18 protein-coding genes and 1 tRNA gene are annotated in these 18,221 nt (G+C 74.3%); 13 read left to right on the top strand and 6 right to left on the bottom strand.

The window, feature by feature from the left end:
- Positions 1 to 56 precede the first annotated feature (56 nt).
- The 5 genes from ASG36_RS05080 to ASG36_RS05060 all read left to right on the top strand — a co-directional run bounded on the left by ASG36_RS05080 (position 57) and on the right by ASG36_RS05060 (position 5,324).
- Positions 57 to 1,178: a glycosyltransferase family 4 protein gene (locus ASG36_RS05080; RefSeq protein ID WP_200944330.1), complete on the top strand. Its 1,122-nt coding sequence runs from the start codon at positions 57 to 59 to the stop codon at positions 1,176 to 1,178.
- Positions 1,175 to 1,960, top strand: a complete 786-nt coding sequence (locus ASG36_RS05075; RefSeq protein WP_055760245.1) for a polysaccharide deacetylase family protein — start codon at positions 1,175 to 1,177, stop codon at positions 1,958 to 1,960. Before ASG36_RS05080 ends, ASG36_RS05075 begins: the two co-directional genes overlap by 4 nt.
- A gap of 67 nt (positions 1,961 to 2,027) precedes the next feature.
- The gene (locus ASG36_RS05070; protein WP_055760241.1) at positions 2,028 to 3,014 is read left to right on the top strand and encodes a SurA N-terminal domain-containing protein; all 987 of its coding nucleotides are present in this window, start codon (positions 2,028 to 2,030) and stop codon (positions 3,012 to 3,014) included.
- Between the two features lie 4 nt (positions 3,015 to 3,018).
- The gene (locus tag ASG36_RS05065) at positions 3,019 to 3,933 is read left to right on the top strand and encodes a MazG family protein (RefSeq protein ID WP_055760238.1); all 915 of its coding nucleotides are present in this window, start codon (positions 3,019 to 3,021) and stop codon (positions 3,931 to 3,933) included.
- A gap of 191 nt (positions 3,934 to 4,124) precedes the next feature.
- On the top strand, positions 4,125 to 5,324 hold the full coding sequence (locus ASG36_RS05060) for a mechanosensitive ion channel family protein (RefSeq protein WP_235494586.1): 1,200 nt from the start codon (positions 4,125 to 4,127) through the stop codon (positions 5,322 to 5,324).
- Position 5,325: 1 nt separating this feature from the next.
- Here the strand turns inward: ASG36_RS05060 and ASG36_RS05055 are convergent, their stop codons facing one another.
- Entirely contained in the window at positions 5,326 to 6,282 is a 957-nt protein-coding gene (locus ASG36_RS05055) for a hypothetical protein (RefSeq protein ID WP_055760236.1), read from the bottom strand.
- Between the two features lie 69 nt (positions 6,283 to 6,351).
- On the opposite strand from ASG36_RS05055, the gene eno reads away from it, so the two are divergent.
- The 4 genes from eno to ASG36_RS05035 are packed head-to-tail and all read left to right on the top strand — an operon-like array spanning position 6,352 to position 9,671.
- Entirely contained in the window at positions 6,352 to 7,635 is a 1,284-nt protein-coding gene (gene eno, locus ASG36_RS05050) for a phosphopyruvate hydratase (protein WP_055760233.1), read from the top strand.
- A gap of 10 nt (positions 7,636 to 7,645) precedes the next feature.
- Positions 7,646 to 8,179, top strand: coding sequence for a septum formation initiator family protein (locus ASG36_RS05045; RefSeq protein ID WP_055760230.1), 534 nt, complete (start codon positions 7,646 to 7,648; stop codon positions 8,177 to 8,179).
- A gap of 23 nt (positions 8,180 to 8,202) precedes the next feature.
- Positions 8,203 to 8,727, top strand: a complete 525-nt coding sequence (locus tag ASG36_RS05040) for a DUF501 domain-containing protein (RefSeq protein WP_082522790.1) — start codon at positions 8,203 to 8,205, stop codon at positions 8,725 to 8,727.
- Positions 8,724 to 9,671 carry a Ppx/GppA phosphatase family protein gene (locus ASG36_RS05035; protein ID WP_055762476.1) on the top strand — a complete coding sequence of 316 codons (948 nt, stop codon included), beginning with the start codon at positions 8,724 to 8,726 and terminating at the stop codon, positions 9,669 to 9,671. The genes ASG36_RS05040 and ASG36_RS05035 overlap by 4 nt, the downstream gene beginning before the upstream one ends.
- 31 nt (positions 9,672 to 9,702) lie before the next feature.
- Here the strand turns inward: ASG36_RS05035 and ASG36_RS05030 are convergent, their stop codons facing one another.
- Positions 9,703 to 10,008, bottom strand: a complete 306-nt coding sequence (locus ASG36_RS05030; RefSeq protein ID WP_055760224.1) for a DUF4235 domain-containing protein — start codon at positions 10,006 to 10,008, stop codon at positions 9,703 to 9,705.
- Positions 10,009 to 10,017: 9 nt separating this feature from the next.
- On the opposite strand from ASG36_RS05030, the gene ASG36_RS05025 reads away from it, so the two are divergent.
- From ASG36_RS05025 to ASG36_RS05015, 3 genes are all read left to right on the top strand, one after another.
- Positions 10,018 to 10,827, top strand: a complete 810-nt coding sequence (locus ASG36_RS05025; RefSeq protein WP_082522789.1) for a uracil-DNA glycosylase — start codon at positions 10,018 to 10,020, stop codon at positions 10,825 to 10,827.
- 19 nt (positions 10,828 to 10,846) lie between these two features.
- Positions 10,847 to 10,920, top strand: a tRNA-Leu gene (locus ASG36_RS05020).
- A 178-nt stretch (positions 10,921 to 11,098) separates the two neighbouring features.
- Positions 11,099 to 11,908, top strand: coding sequence for a Bax inhibitor-1/YccA family protein (locus ASG36_RS05015; protein WP_055760221.1), 810 nt, complete (start codon positions 11,099 to 11,101; stop codon positions 11,906 to 11,908).
- Positions 11,909 to 12,023: 115 nt separating this feature from the next.
- Here the strand turns inward: ASG36_RS05015 and ASG36_RS05010 are convergent, their stop codons facing one another.
- Together ASG36_RS05010 and ASG36_RS05005 are read right to left on the bottom strand one after the other, a co-directional pair.
- A complete protein-coding gene (locus ASG36_RS05010) occupies positions 12,024 to 13,244 on the bottom strand; it encodes an acetyl-CoA C-acetyltransferase (protein ID WP_055760218.1) in 1,221 nt (406 codons plus the stop codon).
- Positions 13,245 to 13,326: 82 nt separating this feature from the next.
- On the bottom strand, positions 13,327 to 14,355 hold the full coding sequence (locus ASG36_RS05005) for an SGNH/GDSL hydrolase family protein (RefSeq protein ID WP_055760215.1): 1,029 nt from the start codon (positions 14,353 to 14,355) through the stop codon (positions 13,327 to 13,329).
- A gap of 80 nt (positions 14,356 to 14,435) precedes the next feature.
- Between ASG36_RS05005 and ASG36_RS05000 the strand changes: the two genes are divergently transcribed.
- A complete protein-coding gene (locus ASG36_RS05000) occupies positions 14,436 to 15,788 on the top strand; it encodes a DUF2252 domain-containing protein (RefSeq protein WP_055760210.1) in 1,353 nt (450 codons plus the stop codon).
- Here the strand turns inward: ASG36_RS05000 and ASG36_RS04995 are convergent.
- Both ASG36_RS04995 and ASG36_RS04990 read right to left on the bottom strand, forming a co-directional pair.
- Entirely contained in the window at positions 15,781 to 16,230 is a 450-nt protein-coding gene (locus ASG36_RS04995) for a GNAT family N-acetyltransferase (RefSeq protein WP_055760207.1), read from the bottom strand. The genes ASG36_RS05000 and ASG36_RS04995 overlap by 8 nt on opposite strands.
- A complete protein-coding gene (locus ASG36_RS04990) occupies positions 16,227 to 18,221 on the bottom strand; it encodes a VWA domain-containing protein (protein ID WP_055760204.1) in 1,995 nt (664 codons plus the stop codon). Before ASG36_RS04990 ends, ASG36_RS04995 begins: the two co-directional genes overlap by 4 nt.

The raw sequence follows: 18,221 nt of genomic DNA, 5'->3' as shown, positions 1-18,221 counted from the left end.
AGCGCGTGACGGACGACGACGCAGGACCTGGCACTCCGAGACGGGGGGTGCTCGTCGTGCACCCTGGAGCCGAGCTCTACGGGGCTGACCGCGCCCTTCTGCAGACGGTCGAGGCTCTGCTCGCCGTCTACGACGTGACCGTGGCCGTGCCCGTGGCCGGGCCCCTCGTGGCCGAGCTCGAGCGGGCCGGCGCACGAGTCGAGGTGTCCCGCATGCCGGTGCTCCGGCGGGCGGCGATGCGCCCCGCCGGCGCTGTGCGGCTGGTGTCCGACGCCCTGCTCGGCGTCATCCCCGCGGTCAGGCTGTTGCGCAGTCGTGCCTCGGGGGGCGTGGTCGTCAACACCGTGACCCTCCCGTCCTGGCCCCTCTTGGCCCGCCTCGCGAGACGGCGGACGGTGGTCCACGTGCACGAAGCCGAGGCGTCGGCGGGGGCGCTGGCCCGCTGGGTGATGTCGCTGGGTCCACGGGGCGCGCACCACGTCATCGTGAACAGCGAGTTCACCCGGGCGGTGCTCCAGCGGACGCTGCCACGCCGGGCTGCAGCGGCGACCCTGGTCTACAACTCGGTGCCCGGTCCCTCTCGTGTCGTCCCACCTCGATCGTCGATCGAGGAGCCGGTTCGACTGGTGTACGTGGGTCGGCTCTCCCCACGCAAGGGCGTTCGTGTCGTGCTCGACGTGGTCGACGAGCTCAGGCGGCGTGGTGTTCGGGCCCAACTCGCCCTCGTGGGTGGGGTCTTCCCCGGGTACGAGTGGTTCGAGACCGAACTCCTCGACTCGGTGCGCGAGCGCGGCCTGGCCGAGCACGTCCGGTTCGTGGGCTTCGTCGACGACGTCTGGCCGCACCTGGCGGACGCCGACGTCGTCTTGGTCCCCTCCATCGCGGAGGAGTCGTTCGGCAACACCGTCGTCGAGGCGGTCCTGGCGGCGAGGCCCGTCCTGGTCAGCGACAGCAGTGGGCTCCGCGAGGCCGCGGCAGGGCACGAGAACGCCCGACTGCTCCCGGTCGGGGACGTCGACCTGTGGGCCACGGCAGTCACCGACGTGGTGGGCCGCTGGCCCGCCGTTCGGCAGGTTGCCGTCGGGGACGCCGGACGAGCCTCGGTCCGGTACGGGCTGGACCGGTACCGGGAGGCCGTGGTGGACGTGGTGCGCGGGCTCGAGAGGCCGGGGACATGAGCAACACCGGTGGCGCGGATGGCCTCCGGGTGCCGACGTCCGGGGTGCTGATGTACCACTCCGTCACGGCGGACCGCGGTCCTGATCCCCATGGCCTCCGGGTCAGCCCGGCCGCGCTCGAGTCCCACCTCCGGTTCCTGCGGCGGGTCGGTCTCCGTGGGGTCTCGTTGTCCGCCCTGGTGCGGGCCGCCGATCGGGGGCACGCGGACGGGCTCGTGGGGCTCACCTTCGACGACGGTTACCGCGATTTCTCGGACGTGGTCCTGCCCCTCCTGCAGCGGCACGGGGTGACCGCCACCGTCTACGTGGTCGCCGGGGGCATCGGTCGGCCGAAGCCCTGGGGAACCGACCCGCGTTGGCCCCTGATGGATGCTGACCAGATCCGTGCCGTTGCTGCCGCAGGTCACGAGGTGGGCAGCCACACCCTGACGCACCCTCGGATGGCGGGACTCGACCCAGTGCGGCTGGCGACCGAGGTGACGAGCAGTCGGAGGGTGCTCCAGGACGTCCTGCAGAGGGCCGTCGACGGGTTCTGCTACCCCTATGGCGACTTCGACGCCGCAGCGATGCAGGCTGTCGAGGAGGCTGGTTACGACCATGCCTGCGTGACGGGTGACTACGAGCCCGGCGACCGGTTCAGCATCCCCCGGTGCTACGTCAGCCCCAGGGACACGGCAGGGCACCTCGCGGTCAGGTTGGCCAGGCACCGCGCCCGACAGGTGGGCGTGGTGCGGTCCTTGGCGGGTGCCTGGGCTGCCGTGCCCGGACGTCGGAAGGGCTGACGTGCTCGCGGCCCAAGCAGGCGGTGGCTGCAGCCGTACGGGGCTGAGCGTGTGGCAGGGTCGCCGTGTGGCCCGTCGCACACTCGCCTCCCTGCTCGCCCTCGGTGTCGCCGTGGCGGGTCTGGCCGGCTGCCGCACCTCACCCGACGTCGCCGCCTACGTCGGTGAGGCGCAGGTCGGGGTGCAGGAGCTCGACGACGCCGTCGACGAGCGGCTGGCCGACGACGCGGTCGCCACGTACGCCGCCTCCCTGCCGACCGGTGACTTCACCCGGCAGGTGCTGAACCTGATGGTCGGCGAGCGGGTCTACGACCTGGTCGAGCAGCGCTACGACCTGGAGGTCGACGACGCCGAGGTCACCGAGCGGATCGACGAGCTGCTCGGTGGGCAGAGCCAGGACGAGCTCTTCGGCCAGCTGGCGCAGGAGCAGGGCCTGCTCCCCGACGACGCCCGCGAGATCATCCGCCAGCTCCTGCTGCGCGAGGAACTGGCGCAGGCCGAGGGCCTGGCCGACCTGTCCGACGAGGGCATCTCCGCCGCCTACGACGACGCCCGCACCGCCGGGGAGCAGTTCCAGCTCGGCTACATCACCGTGCCCGACCAGGCCACCGCGGACGTCGTCGTCGCCCAGCTCCGCGCTGATCCCACCGCCTACGAGGGCCTCGCCCTGCAGTACCCCGGCGCGTACACGCTGGAGGCCCCGCAGCTGCGGACCCCCGACGAGGTCCCCGGCGTGCTCGCCGAGGCCGTCGCCGGTGTGCTGCCCAAGGGCGTCTTCAGCCTCCCGGTCGCCGAGACCGGCGGCATCCTGGTCGGTCAGGTGACCTTCCCGGCGATCGAGGAACTCACCGCCGACCTCACCTCGCAGGCCCGCCAGGCAGCCTCGGACGCCGCCCAGCCACTGGTCGACGCCCTGGAGGCCGACCTCGACGTCGTGGTCAACCCCCGGTACGGCTCCCTGGAGGACGGCGCGGTGGTCGCCGGCGACGGCGGCGTCGTCCAGGTGCTCCAGGGGGACGCCGACACGGCTGCCGGGGCCCCTGCCGGAGACTGAGCCGGTGCCCGACCCCACCGCTCCCACCCTCGTCACCGTCAGCACGCGGCTGCCCGGCCTGCTCGGCCCGGCCGGCTGGCAGGCCCTCGCCGGCGGCCCGGTCCTCGCCCTCCCCGGTGCCGCCCCGACCGCGGCCGCCCTGCGCGAGGCCGGCGTCGACGTCCGGGACGTGGCCGGTCTGACCGACGCCGCAGCCGGGGACGTCGTCCTGCTGACCGCGGAGGAGGCCGGGGACGCCCCGGTCGTCGTCGGCACCCCGGAACCGGCCGGCGCCCGGCTGCTCGACGTCGTCGCGGTGATGAACCGGCTGCGCTCGCCCGGCGGCTGCCCCTGGGACGCCGAGCAGACCCACGCCTCGCTGCGCGGCTACCTGCTGGAGGAGGCGCACGAGGCCTATGACGCGATCACCGACGAGGACCCGGTGGCGATGCGCGAGGAGCTGGGCGACGTGCTGCTGCAGGTCGCCTTCCACGCCCGGGTCGCCGCCGAGGCACCGGCCGACCGCCGCTTCGACGTCGACGACGTCGCCGACGAGCTGGTCGCCAAGCTGGTCCGGCGGCACCCGCACGTCTTCGCCGACGCCGGGCCCCGCGACGTGGCGGCCGTCGAGCGCGGCTGGGACGAGATCAAGAAGACCGAGAAGAAGCGGACGTCGCCGACCCAGGGTGTGTCCAGCTCGCAGTCCGCGGCGGCGTGGGGTGCCGCGCTGGCCGGTCGGGCCCGCCGCGCCGACCTGCCCACCCCGGCGGCCGCGGACCTGACGGGCAGCCCCGAGGACCTCGGTCAGCAGCTGTTGGGCCTCGTCGTCGCCGCGCAGCAGCGCGGGTGGGACGCCGAGGACGCGCTGCGCACCGCGGTCCGGGAGTACGCCGCCGACCTCGACGCCGCCGCCGCGGCGCGCACCGCCGCGGAGGTCTGAGGGCGCGCTGGGGTGTCGCACAGGTGTGGTCCGACGCACGGCGTCGGAGGCCTGACGGGCTCCCCGAGCGCCCCTAGCGTGGGGGACGGCCCGCCGTCGGTGTCGAGGCCACCCCCCACCGCTGGAAGGAGCGCCCCCTGCTGTCCGCACTCACCGACACCCCCTCCGCCGCCGAGGTCGTCGACGGCGTCGTGCCGGGCGGGACCTGGCTGATGCTGGTCGTCCTCGCCGGCGCCGCCGTGCTCGCCTACCTGATCGCCGTCGCCCTCGGCCGCCTCCTGGCCAAGCTCGCCCGCCGCTCCCCGGTGCTGGCCGACCTCTCCGCGCGGGGCCGCAAGCCGCTGCGCGTGCTCTTCGTGCTCATCGCGGTCACCGCCGTGCTCGACGCCGCCACCGACGTGGGCGCCTGGCGCGACCTCGTCGTCCGGGTCCTGGGCCTGGCGCTGATCGCCACCGTGGGCTGGCTGGTCGCCGTCGCCGCCTTCGTGGTCGAGGACATCGCGCTCTCCCGCTACGACGTGGACGTCGAGGACAACCGGCACGCCCGCCGCGTGCGCACCCAGGTCTCGCTGATCCGCCGACTCACCGTCGTGGTCATCGCGGTGATCGCGATCGCCGCGATGCTGCTGACCTTCCCCTCCGCCCGGGCCGCCGGGACGTCGATCCTGGCCAGCGCCGGGGTCATCTCCATCGTCGCCGGCCTGGCCGCGCAGACGTCGCTGGCCAACGTGTTCGCCGGCCTGCAGCTCGCCTTCACCGACGCCATCCGGGTCGACGACGTCGTGGTGGTCGAGGAGGAGTGGGGCCGGATCGAGGAGATCACCCTCACCTACGTGGTCGTGCACGTCTGGGACGACCGCCGACTCGTGCTGCCCAGCACCTACTTCACGACGACGCCCTTCCAGAACTGGACCCGCACCGAGTCCGCCGTGCTGGGCGCGGTGGAGCTCGACGTCGACTGGACCGTCCCCTTCGAGGAGATGCGTGCCGAGACCACCCGTCTCGTGCAGGGCAACCCGCTGTGGGACGAGCGGGTCGAGGTGCTCCAGGTGACCGACGCCGTCGGCTCGCTGGTGCGGGTCCGCGTGCTGGTCAGCGCCAAGGACGGGCCCACCCTGTTCGACCTGCGGTGCGAGGTCCGCGAGGGCCTGGTCGTCTGGCTGCAGCGCGAGCACCCGAGCGGGCTGCCGCGGGTCCGTAACGAGGGTCCGGCCGGCTTCGAGGCCGCGGCCGAGCCGCATCCCCAGACCGCGCTGATCCCGGCACAGGTGGGTCCGCGCACCGCCGGGCTGTTCACCGGGAGCACGGAGGCCCGGGAACGGTCCCGGGCCTTCACCGGTCCCGACGAGGACGAGCAGGCCCGCCGGGAGCAGGAGCGCTCCGAGGTGTAGGTCAGCGGCTGGTGGCGCTCGGGTCCGACCCGAGCAGCTGCGGCAGCCAGAACAGCACCGCCGCACCCAGCGCGGTGGCGACGGCGAACCCGGCCGCCCCGCTGCCGTCGACGTAGGCCCACAGCAGGCCGAGCACCGGGGCCAGCACGGCGACGACGACGTCGCCGCGCACCTGCCGGCCCATCCCGAGCGGGCCGGCGTCCGGGTCGACGGGTGCCTGCCGGGTGTCCCCGCGGGGCGCCGAGCGCCGCAGCTTCCCCGACGGCCAGACCTGCTGACCCCCGACCACCGGCAGCACCAGGGACGACGACGGGTCGCCGTGCACCAGGGCCGCCGAGTCCGGGGTCAGCCGGTCGAGCTCGGGGGCCCAGTGCACCGGCAGCCAGCGGACCCCGGTGGGGGTGACCAGCTCCAGCCAGCTGCGCACCAGCAGGCCGCGGCCGACGAGGAGGTGGGTGGCGGTGACCGCGGTGGTGGGGCGGCGGGCGAGCCGGGCCCGGGTGAGCAGTCGCCACCCGGTCAGCACAGCGACCACGAGCAGCACCAGGACGACCAGCACCAGCCCGAAGACGACGTCCCCGACCGCACCGTGCGCGGCGTCCCCGTCGGTGTAGACCCGGTTCGTGCCCGACCCCAGGTCGGCCGGGTCGTACTGCACCGTGACCGGGGTGTCGGCGGCGACGTCCTGGGCGCTGCGCAGCACGAGCAGACCGGTGCGGTCGGTGCCCTGTGCGTCGGTGAACTCGACCTCCACGCCCCGGCCGGCGGGGTCGAGACCGTCCTGGACGACGGTGGCCTGCGCGGTGCTCCCGGCGGCGGCCAGCGGTGCCTGCACGGCCGGCAGCCGGACGGCGAGGACCACGAGCAGGACCACCCCGACGACGAGCACCGGGACGAGCCCCAGCAGCAGCTGGGCGCGGGCGCGGGCGTGCGGGCGGGAGGCGGGTGTGCCGGTCATCGCCGTCCATGCTCCCGCACGGCGGCGCGGGACGGTCCCGGTGCTTCGGGAGGTCGCTAGGCTGCCCGCGTGGCCAGCATCGAAGCAGTAGGCGCGCGGGAGATCCTCGACTCGCGCGGAAACCCCACCGTGGAGGTCGAGGTAGCCCTCGACGACCAGACCATCGCCCGGGCCGCCGTGCCCAGCGGGGCGTCCACCGGCGCCTTCGAGGCCGTGGAGCTCCGGGACGGCGGCGAGCGCTACGGCGGCAAGGGCGTCCTGAAGGCCGTGGACGGCGTCCTGGACGTCATCGGCCCCGAGCTCGTCGGCTTCGAGGCCAGCGAGCAGCGCCTCGTCGACCAGGCGCTCATCGACCTCGACGGCACCCCCGACAAGTCCCGCCTGGGCGCCAACGCGATCCTCGGCGTCAGCCTCGCCGTCGCCAAGGCCGCGGCCGAGTCCTCCGGGCTCCCGCTCTTCCGCTACCTCGGCGGTCCCTCGGCGCACCTGCTCCCCGTCCCGATGATGAACATCGTCAACGGCGGCGCCCACGCCGACAGCAACGTCGACGTCCAGGAGTTCATGATCGCGCCTATCGGCGCGGCGACCTTCGCCGAGGCGCTCCAGATGGGCACCGAGGTCTACCACGCGCTGAAGTCGGTCCTGAAGGGCCGTGGCCTGGCCACCGGCCTGGGCGACGAGGGCGGCTTCGCCCCCTCGCTGCCGAGCAACCGGGACGCGCTGGACCTCATCACCGAGGCCGTGGAGAAGGCCGGGTACACCCCGGGCACCGACATCGGCTTCGCCCTGGACGTCGCGGCGACGGAGTTCCACTCCGCCGACGGCTACGCCTTCGAGGGCAAGACCCTCACCGCCGGTGACCTCACCGAGTACTACGCCACCCTGCTCGACGCCTACCCGATCGTCTCGATCGAGGACCCGCTGTCGGAGGAGGACTGGGAGGGCTGGGTCGACCTGACCGCCGCCCTCGGCGACCGCGTGCAGATCGTCGGCGACGACCTCTTCGTCACCAACCCCGCCCGGCTGGCCGACGGCATCGCCCAGGGCGCGGCCAACGCGCTGCTGGTCAAGGTCAACCAGATCGGCACGCTCACCGAGACCCTCGACGCGGTCAACCTGGCGCACCGCTCGGGCTACCGCTCGATGATGAGCCACCGCTCCGGCGAGACCGAGGACACCACGATCGCCGACCTCGCCGTCGCCACCGACTGCGGGCAGATCAAGACCGGTGCCCCGGCCCGCTCCGAGCGCGTGGCCAAGTACAACCAGCTGCTGCGCATCGAGGAGGAGCTCGACGACGCCGCCCGCTACGCCGGCGCCGCCGCCTTCCCGCGGCACAGCACCGGCGCCTGAGAGCACCCCCGTGGCCACCGCCCGCAACCGGCGCCCCGAGTCCGGCGGCACCCGCCGCCGGACCCCGGCGCGACCGGCGCGGGCGGGGGCCCGGGGGAGCGCCGACAGCCGGCAGGGCCGGCGGCGCACCCGTCGTCCGGCCCGGACGGCGACCACCACGAGGCGCACCCCGCTCTTCACCGGCCGCGCGGTCCTGCTCGGGGCGCTCGTGCTGCTGCTGGCCCTCACCCTGGCCGGCCCGGTGCGCTCCTACGTCGCCGGCCGCCAGGAGCTGGCCGAGCTCGCCGCCGACAGCCAGGCGCTCTCGCTGCGGGCGGAGCAGCTGCAGGGCGAGCTCGACCGGCAGTCCGACCCCGCCTACGTCGCCCAGCAGGCCCGGGAGCGGCTGAACTACGTGCTGCCCGGTGACCGGCTCGTGGTGATCGCCGACGGCGAGGTCGGCGAGGACGAGCAGCCCACCCAGACCCCGGGCGCCGCGGACGACACCGAGCAGCCGCCCTGGTACCAGGGCCTGCTCGAGTCCATCACCACCGCAGACAGCTGACGGGCGTGGGGCAGACTCACCCGGTGAGCACCCCCGTGAGCCCCGAGGACCGGGACGTCGTGGCCCGGCAGCTCGGCCGGCCCCCGCGCGCCCTGGCCGGCGTCGCCCACCGCTGTCCCTGCGGGCAGCCCGACGTCGTGCAGACCGCCCCGCGGCTGGAGGACGGCACGCCGTTCCCCACGCTGTACTACCTGACCTGCCCCCGGGCCACGGCCGCGGCGAGCCGGCTGGAGTCCGAGGGCGCGATGAAGCAGTGGCAGGCCGACCTGGCCACCGACCCCGAGCTGGCCGCGGCCTACCTGGCCGCGCACGAGGCGTTCCTGGCCACCCGGGACGCCGTCGACGTGCTGCCCACCCGGGCCACCGCCGGCGGGATGCCCGACCGGGTCAAGTGCCTGCACGCCCTGGCCGCGCACTCCCTCGCCGCCGGCCCCGGGGTGAACCCGATCGGTGACCGGGCACTGGCCGGAATGGGCGAGTGGTGGGCGGCGGGTCGGTGCGCGGCGCCCTCGCCGCAGGACCCCGCCGACGTCCGGACGACGCCGTGACCCGGGTCGCCGCGATCGACTGCGGCACCAACTCCCTGCGCCTGCTGGTCGCCGACGTGCCCGCCGCCGGCCCGCACGTGGAGGTGGTCCGCCGGATGGAGGTGGTCCGCCTGGGGGAGGGGGTCGACGCCACCGGGCGGCTCGCCCCGCAGGCGATCGAGCGCACCCGCCGGGTGTTGGCCGAGTACGCCGCGACCGCCCGCGACCTGGGCGTCGAGCGCACCCGGATGGTGGCCACCAGCGCCAGCCGGGACGCCGCCAACCGGGCCGACTTCGAGCAGATGGTGCAGACGACCCTCGGCCAGCTGCCCGACGTCGTCCCCGGGCTGGAGGAGGCGGGGCTCTCCTTCGTCGGCGCGACCGGCTCGCTGGCCTCGGCCGCCGCGGCGCACGGGGGCGCCGTCCCCGCGGCCCCGTACCTGGTGGTCGACATCGGCGGTGGCTCGACGGAGTTCGTGCTGGGCGACGACGCCGGGGTGCGGGCGGCCCGGTCGGTGGACATCGGGTGCGTGCGGCTCACCGAGCGGCACCTGCACTCCGACCCGCCCACCGCCGACGAGATCCAGCGCGCGGAGTCCGACATCCGCGAGGCGCTGGTCTCCGTCGTCGCCGAGGTGCCCGTGGGTGAGGCCGCGACCCTGGTGGGGCTGGCGGGGTCGGTGACCACGGTCGCCGCGCTCGCCCTGCGGCTGCCCGCCTACGACGCGACCGCAATCCACGGTGCGCGCATCCCGGTCGGCGCGGTGCGCTCGGTGGCCGCCGGCCTGCTGACCGCGACCCGCGCCCGCCGGGCGGCTCTGTCGGTGATGCACCCGGGGCGGGTCGACGTCATCGGCGCCGGTGCACTGGTGCTGCGGGTGGTGATGGACGCCCTCGACCTCGACGAGGTCGTGGTCAGCGAGCACGACATCCTGGACGGGATCGCGCTCTCGCTGGTGAGGTGAGGCAGGGCCCCGCCGTGGCGGGGCCCTGCCGTCACGCCGCGCTGTCGGCGTTCGCGCCGGCCGGGATCTTGCCGGTCAGCTTCGTGTAGGCCTTGGCCGCGCCGCGGGCGGCGAACAGCCGGCCGAAGGCGACCAGGACACCGGAGACCGCGGCCCAGGCCAGGGCGTCGCCCCAGCCCACACCGGGGACGTCGGGGTTCTTCGGCGGCGGCGTGCCGCGGACCTTCAGCCAGGCGGCGTCGGCCACCTTCTTCACCACGATGCCGGTCGGGATCGCCAGCGCGGGACCCAGCAGCTTGTACAGCGCCGGGGTCTTCACCTTCTGCTTCTTGGCCACCCGACGATCATGCCGCCCCGGACCGCCGCGCGCCGGACGGGCATCATCACCGGGGTGGCACGCGACGCCGACGGCTTCCCCGTCACCCGCACCCCCGCCGGCGTGGCCCGGGGGGCCCGGACCGCCCTGGACCTGGCCGCGGTCGACGAGCGGGTGTCCGGCTGCCGGGCCTGCCCCCGGCTGGTCGCCTGGCGCGAGGAGGTCGCCGTGGTCAAGCGGGCCTCCTTCCGGGACCAGGAGTACTGGGGGCGCCCGGTGCCGGGCATGGGGCCGGCCGACGCGCGGATCGCCGTCGTCGGGCTCGCGCCGGCCGCGCACGGGGGCAACCGCACCGGTCGGGTCTTCACCGGGGACCGGTCCGGCGACTGGATCTTCGCCGCGCTCTGGCGGGCGGGGCTGGCCAACCAGCCCACTTCGGTGAGCAAGGACGACGGGCTCGAGCTCACCGACGTGCGGGTCGTCGCCGCCGTGCGGTGCGCGCCACCGGCCAACGCACCCACCCCGGCCGAGCGCGACACCTGCTCGCCCTGGCTGGCCCGGGAGCTGGAGCTGCTGCCGCGGTTGCGGGTGCTGGTCGTGCTCGGCGGGTTCGGCTGGCAGGCGCTGTGGCCGGTACTCGCCGCGGCAGGGGTGCCCCTGCCGCGTCCCCGCCCCGCGTTCGGGCACGGGGTGGAGGTGACCCTGCAGGGCCCGAACGGGCCGCTCACCCTGCTGGGGAGCTACCACGTGAGCCAGCAGAACACCTTCACCGGGCGGCTCACCGAGCCCATGCTGGACGCCGTGCTGACCCGGGCCACCGAGGTCGCCACGGGCCGCTGACCACTACGGTCTCGGTGTCGCCCCCGTAGCCCAACCGGCAGAGGCAGGCCCCTTAAAAGGGTCACAGCGTGGGTTCGAACCCCACCGGGGGCACACCGGTGTCTCCGCAGCACCCACGGCGGGGCTCACCCGTACGGGTGCGCAGGTCACGCCGCGGTCACGTCCAGAGGACTCTCAGGAACGCTTCCCGGGCACGGGGCGTTGTGCAGGACGAGTGGGGTGCCGAACAGGCAGTCCACGCACCCGACCGAGTCACCTCGAGGAGATGACGATGCCCAGCAGCAACCCGGCGTTCAGTCGCGGCTTCCCCGGCGCGACGAACAGCGCTCCGAACGCCACCTGGGGCCAGGCGCCCCAGCAGCAGTACGGCGCGCCCGCGCAGCAGAACCCGTACGCCCAGCCCTCGCCGTACGCGGCCTCGGGCACGCAGTACATGACGATGGACGACGTCGTCACCAAGACCGGCATCTCGTTCCTGGTGACCGTCCTGGCCGCCGCGGCCGTCTGGGCCCTCCCGGGCCAGGCCGCCTGGGGCCTGGCGATGCCGGCCGCGATCATCGCGCTCGTCGTCGGCCTGGTGATCTCGTTCAAGCAGATCGCCAACCCCGTCGCCACGCTGGCCTACGCCGCCCTCATGGGTGCCGCCGTCGGCGCGATCAGCGAGGCCTTCAACGACGTCTACCCGGGCATCGTCGTCCAGGCCGTGATCGGCACGTTCGGCGTCTTCTTCGGGATGCTGGTGGTCTACAAGACCGGCGCCATCCGGGTCACCCCGAAGCTCACCCGCTGGATCGTCGGCGCCATGTTCGGCGTCCTGGCCCTGATGCTGGTCAACCTGGTCGCCAGCCTGTTCGGCTTCAACACCGGCCTGCGTGACGGTGGCCCCATCGCCATCGTGTTCAGCCTCGTCGTCATCGGCGTCGCTGCGTTCTCGCTGCTGCTGGACTTCGACATGGCCGACGAGGCCATCCGTCGGGGCGCCCCGCCGAAGTTCGCCTGGTACATCGCCTTCGGCCTGCTCGTCACGGTCATCTGGCTGTACCTGGAGATCCTGCGTCTCCTGAGCTACTTCCGCGAATAAAGGACCACGTCCCACCCCACGACGCGCTTCGCACGCCGCGGGACCCTGGGACGCGGCCGAACACGAATCGAGGCCCGGTCCCCGTCAGGGGGCCGGGCCTCGGTCCGTTCTCAGGTCAGCTGAGCCGCTCGAGCACCATCGCCATGCCCATCCCGCCGCCGACGCACATGGTCTCCAGGCCGAACGTGCCGTCGGTGGAGCGCAGGCCGTTGAGCAGGGTGCCGGTGATCCGGGCGCCGGTCATGCCGAAGGGGTGCCCGACAGCGATCGCCCCGCCGTGCACGTTCAGCTTGTCGATGTCGATGCCCAGGTCGCGGTAGCTCGGGATGACCTGCGCGGCGAAGGCCTCGTTGATCTCCACGAGGTCCATGTCGTCGACGGTCATCCCCGCGCGGGCCAGGGCCTGGCGGGACGCCTCGACGGGGCCGTAGCCCATGATCTCCGGGGAGAGCCCGGTGACGGCGGTGGACACGATCCGGGCCAGCGGGGTGATGCCCAGCTCGGCGGCCTTGGTGTCGCTCATGACCACCAGCGCCGCGGCGCCGTCGTTGAGCGGGCAGGCGTTGCCGGCGGTGACCCGACCGTCGGGACGGAAGACCGGCTTGAGCCCGGAGATGCCCTCCAGGGTGGTGCCGGCGCGCGGGCCGTCGTCGGCGGAGACCACGGTGCCGTCCGGCGTGGTCACCGGGGTGATCTCCCGGGCCCAGAAGCCGTCGGCGATGGCCTTCTCGGCCAGGTTCTGCGAGCGGACGGCGAACTCGTCCATCTCCGCGCGGGAGACGTCCTTCAGCAGCGCCAGGTTCTCCGCGGTCTGGCCCATCGCGACGTAGACGTCGGGGATGCCGCCGTTCTCGCGGGGGTCGGTCCAGGAGTCCGCGCCGGACTCGGCGACCGCGGCGATCTGGGCCTTGCGGTCGGCGAAGACCGGGTTCTCGGTGTCCGGCAGGCCGTCGGAGTTGCCCTTCGCGAAGCGGGAGACCATCTCCACGCCCGCGGAGATGAACACGTCGCCCTCGCCGGCCCGGATCGCGTGCATGGCCATCCGGGTGGTCTGCAGCGAGGAGGAGCAGTACCGGGTGATCGTGGTGCCGGGCAGGTGGTCCATGCCCAGCAGCACCGAGACGACCCGGCCCATGTTGAAGCCCTGCTCGCCACCGGGCAGACCGCAGCCGAGCATCAGGTCGGAGATGTCCCGCGGGTCCAGCGAGGGCACCTGGTCCAGGGCCGCGCGGACGATGGTGGCGGTCAGGTCGTCGGGGCGCAGGTCCTTCAGCGACCCCTTGAACGCCCTGCCGATCGGGGAACGGGCAGCGGCGACGATGACGGCTTCGGGCACAGGGACCTCCACGGTGAGGCGCCACCCGCGTGGTGGCGTCCGGTCGCCGTCGAACGTACCCCCGGTGGCTACTGGCCAGTAGCTAGCGGTCGACCTGCACGCCGCCGGCAGCGACCGCGCCCACCTCGGCCGGGCTCGCCATCTCCGGCGGCCGACGGCGGCGCAGGCGCGCCCACGGTCCGCGGGGTCCGGCGTCCTCGCCGCGCACCTCGGTGGCCTGCACCTCGGTGCCGGTGCGGCCGGCGGCGCGGGCCGCGGCCTGGGCGACCGGGCGCACGGTGTCCCGACGCAGGGAGCGCAGCCCACGGTCGGCGGAGGCGGGCCAGACACCGAGCGAGTCGGCGATCGAGGGCAGCAGCGACGCGGCCGCCGCGGCGTACCCGGCGGCAGAGGGGTGGAACTCGTCGCTGGAGAACATCGTGCGGTCGGTCGCGAACGCCGGGCCCAGCACCGACCCCAGCGACACCGTGCGCCCGCCCTCGGCGACCACGGCGATGGTCTGGGCCGCGGCCAGCTGGCGGCTCCACCGGCGGGCCAACGTGCGCAGCGGCTGGGCGATCGGCCGGATGGTCCCGAGGTCGGGGCAGGTGCCCACGACGACCCGGCAGCCGGCGGCCTCCAGGGTGCGGACGGCTTCGGCCAGCCGCCGGACGGCGATCGCGGGCTTGGTGCGGCTGGTGACGTCGTTGGCGCCGATCATCACCATGGCGATGTCGGGGGAGTGCGGCAGCACCCGTTCGACCTGGCCGGCCAGCTCGGTGGAGCGCCCGCCGGAGCGGGCCACCTTGACCAGCCGGACCGGGCGTTCGGCCAGCTCGGCCAGCGCCGCGGCCACGAGCACGCCGGGGGTCTCCGCGGCGGTCTGCACGCCCAGCCCCACGGCGCTGGAGTCACCGAGCACCGCGAGCACGAGCGGGGCGCCGCGGTAGTGGCCGTAGACGCCCTCGCCGGTGGGCGGGTCGGCCTGGGCGGTGCGGCTCTCGATGCCGCGCCGGGCCCGCCGGGCCTCTTCGCGCAGGAGCTGCACCAGGGCGGCCCCGGCCAGCCCGACGCCGCCCCCGCCGTAGACGGCAGCCGTGGCGAGCTTCCGTGCCCTGCTCGCCCGCGTCACGTCGTCCTCCGGTTCGTCGTCGTCCTGACCTGCAGGCTAGCTCCCACCCCGGCGGGGACCGCTCCCCCTACGGTGGGGTCGTGACCCAGGAGCCGCCCACCCCCGCCGCCGACGACGCGCGGCGCGCCCAGATCGTGGCCGTCCTCGTCGAGGCGTTCTCCGACCTGATGGCCAGCGACGCCGACGCCTTCCGGACCAAGTTCCGCAAGATGGCCGCCGACCCGTTCGCCTTCTACCGCGGGTCGGCCTGTCTGTTCTACGCCGACCTGGCAGACGCCGAGGACCGGTGGAGTGACGAGCAGACGTCGCGGACGTGGATCCACGGTGACCTGCACGCCGCGAACTTCGGCAGCTACATGGACGGCTCGGGTCGCATCGTCTTCGACGTCAACGACTTCGACGAGGCCTACCTCGGTCACCTGTCCTGGGACCTGCGGCGTTTCTGCGCCAGCTTCGCGCTGCTCGCCTGGCGCAAGGCGCTGTCCGACGACGCCATCAGCGCTCTGCTGCGGGTGTACCTGGAGGCCTACCTCGACCAGGTGCGGCTGTTCGACCGGACCGCGGACGACCGTGAGTTCACCCTCGACCGGCACAACACCAGCGGCGCGGTGCTGGACCTGGTGCTCGCCACGGCCGAGCAGACCCGCATCTCGCTGCTGGAGCGGCTGACCGTCGTCGAGGACCACCAGCGCCGCTTCGCCGACATGCCCCGGCACCGCCGGCTCGAGGACGACGAGCGTGCCGAGGTGCTGGCCGCGGTCGCCGCCTACCGGGAGACGGTGCCGCAGTCCAAGCGCCGCCGGGAGGTCGCCTACGACGTCAAGGACCTCGTGGGCACCGGCGGGTTCGGCATCGGCAGCGCTGGCCTGCCCGCCTACACGGTGCTGCTGGAGGGCTACGACCAGGCGCTGGAGAACGACGTCGTGCTGTCGCTGAAGCAGGCCGCCCGGGCCGCGCCGAGCCGGATCGTCACCGACCCCGAGGTGCGGGCGCTGTTCCAGCACGAGGGTGAGCGCACGGTCTCGGCCCAGCGGGCCATGCAGTCCCACGCGTCGCCGTTCCTGGGCCACACCGTCATCCGCGGCGTCGGCTTCCTGGTCTCCGAGCTCTCGCCCTACGAGGAGGACCTGGACTGGGAGGAGCTCACCGAGCCCGACGAGATCGCCCCGGTGGTGGCCCAGCTCGGGCGGGCCACCGCCAAGATCCACTGCATCGGGGACGCCGACGCCGACCACGAGGCCGTCGACGTCCAGGTCGAGGAGGCGGTGCTCGCGATGGTGGGCGACCGGCAGGAGGAGCTGGTCGCCGACCTCACCGCCTTCGCCCACGCCTACGCGGCGCAGGCGCGGGCCGACCACCGGTCCTTCGTCGACGCCTTCCGCGCCGGGGAGATCCCCGGGATCAGCTCCAGCGGGGACCACCCGCTCAGCTGACCGGCAGACCCACCACCATCCCGTGGTGCGGACCCACCAGCGGGACGTCGAACACGTCGGTGACGACGACGAAGCCCAGCCGCTCGTAGAAGCCGACCGCGGCGGCCCGGGCGTCGCACCACACCAGGTCCGCGCCGGCGGCGGTGAGCCGGGCGAGGGCGTCGGTGACCAGGGCCCGCCCGGCCCCGGTGCCCCGCACGGCCGGGTCGGTGGCCATCGCCCGCAGCTGCCAGGGCCGCTCGGCCGTCCGCCAGGCACAGGCCTGCGGGTGCAGCCGGAGGACGCCGACCACCTCGCCGGACGGCAGCCGGGCGGCCAGGTGCAGCGTCGCCGGGTCGTCGTCCCCGGCGATCTCCACCGGACGGCCCTGCCGCAGCAGGGCCGCCCGCAGGGGGTGCGTCGCCGCGGCCCCGACCTGCTCGACGACGACCGGTGCGGTCACCGCGCGCGCCGCCCCCTCCGGGCCCGGAGGTAGTCCGAGACCACGTACTCACCGAGACGTTCGCTGTCGGGCAGGAACACCCGGCCGCCGGCCCGCTGGGCGATGTCCTCGACGAAGTGCACCAGCGAGGGCTCGGGGTCCAGGGCGAACACGTTCATCGTGGCGCCGGACCGCGCCACCCGCTCCACCTCCGCGACGGTCTTGGCGATCGTCATCGGCATCGGCGGCCAGCAGAAGAACGGCGTCCCGTCGGCCTCCAGGTGCGCGGTCGGCTCGCCGTCGGTGACCACCAGGACGACCGGTTCGGCGTCGTGGTGCCGGGCCAGGAAGCGGCGGGCCAGCATCAGACCGTGCTGCAGGTTGGTGCCCTGCAGGGTGTCCACGGACAGCTCGGCCAGCGCCTCGGGCCGGAGCACCTGCGCCGTGGAGGAGAACCCGATGATCTCGATCGCGTCCTGGGGGAAGCGGGTGGTGACCAGCGAGTGCAGGGCCATCGCGGTGGACTTGGCCGCGCCCCACGTGCCGCGCAGCGCCATCGAGTACGACAGGTCGACCAGCAGCGCGACCGCGGCCCCGGTGCGGCGCTCGGTCTCCACCACCTCGAAGTCCTCGACCGCGATCTGCACCGCCCGCTGGTCCTCGGCACGTGGCGTGCCGGCCGAGCGCAGCACCGCGTTGCGGACGGTCTTGACCACGTCGAGGGGCTGCTCGTCGCCGAACCGCCACTCCCGGGAGGCCCCGGTCAGCTCGCCGGTGGCCCCGGCGTCGGCGACGTCGTGATCGCCCCGGCCCGTGGCGTCGAGCTGGGCGAACACCCGCCGCAGCGCCGTCGCGCCCAGTCGCCGGACCGCCTTGGGGGAGAGCTCGAGCTTGCCCTCGGTGCGGCTGAGGTGCCCCTGGCGCTCCAGCTCGCGCTCCATCTGGCGCAGCGCAGCCAGGTCGTCGACCGCGGGACGGCCCAGCGCCTGCTCCAGCAGCTCCTCGTCGACGTCGGCCAGGCTGGCCCCGGCGTACCCCTGGGAGAGCTGGTTGTTCAGCGCCTCCAGGTCGGCGAGCTCGGCCACGGCCGTCGTGGCGTCGCCCATGCCCAGGCCCTGCTCGCCGTCGGGCACCTGCCCACGCTGGCCCCACGGCAGGTCGGGCCGGGCCTGGCGGAGGGCGTCGTTGAGGTGCGCCATCTCGCTGGCCAGGCCCATGTCCTGCATGGCCTGGCCCATGAGGTCCGACAGCTCGGCACGTTGCTCGGGCGACAGCCCGGCCATCATCCGTTCCTGCGCGGCGGCCCGGCGGGCCAGCGAGTCGACCAGCTCGTCCACGGTCTGCGGGTCGTCGGGGAAGAACTGCCCGTGCTTGCCCATGAAGTCGGCGAACTGCTCGTCGGTGTCCTCACCGCGGTTGTGCGCGTCGAGCAGCGCGGACAGGTCGGCGACCATGTCCTTGACCGCCTGGGTGCCGTCCTCGCCGGCGGCGTTCATCTGCTGCAGGGCGGACTTCATGTGCTGGAACTGGCTGTCCAGCACCTCCTTCTGCAGCAGGTCCTGGATCTGCTGGTAGGCCTCGCGTGCCTCGTCGGAGCGCCACTGCTTGTCCTTCAGCGCCCGGACGGCGCCGGCGGTGTCCTCGGGCAGCGCGTCCAGCTCGGCCTCGGCCAGTCGGGCGGCGTCGTCCGGGTCGGGGAACAGCTCGCGCCGCTCCGCCTCCAGGGCGCGGTCCAGCAGCTCGCGGACCTCCTCCAGCGTGCCGTCCATGCGGCCGGCCTTCCGGGCCTGCTTCAGCCGGTCGCGCACCGACCGGCGCAGGTCGTCGAGCCCCTGCCGGCCGTCCATGCCCCGGCGCAGCAGGTCGCGCAGCGCCTCGCGCACGCTGCTGCCGGCCAGCACCTGGTCGCCGATCTCGTCGACGGCACTGCCCAGGTCGTAGGGCGGGGCCAGCGGGTCGGGCCCGCCGCGCCACCGCCCGTACCGGGCCGTGCCGTGTCGTCCGCGGGGCAC

It is taken from the genome of Geodermatophilus sp. Leaf369, assembly GCF_001424455.1.
Lineage (GTDB): Bacteria > Actinomycetota > Actinomycetes > Mycobacteriales > Geodermatophilaceae > Klenkia.
This window is presented reverse-complemented; position numbering and strand designations above follow the sequence as displayed.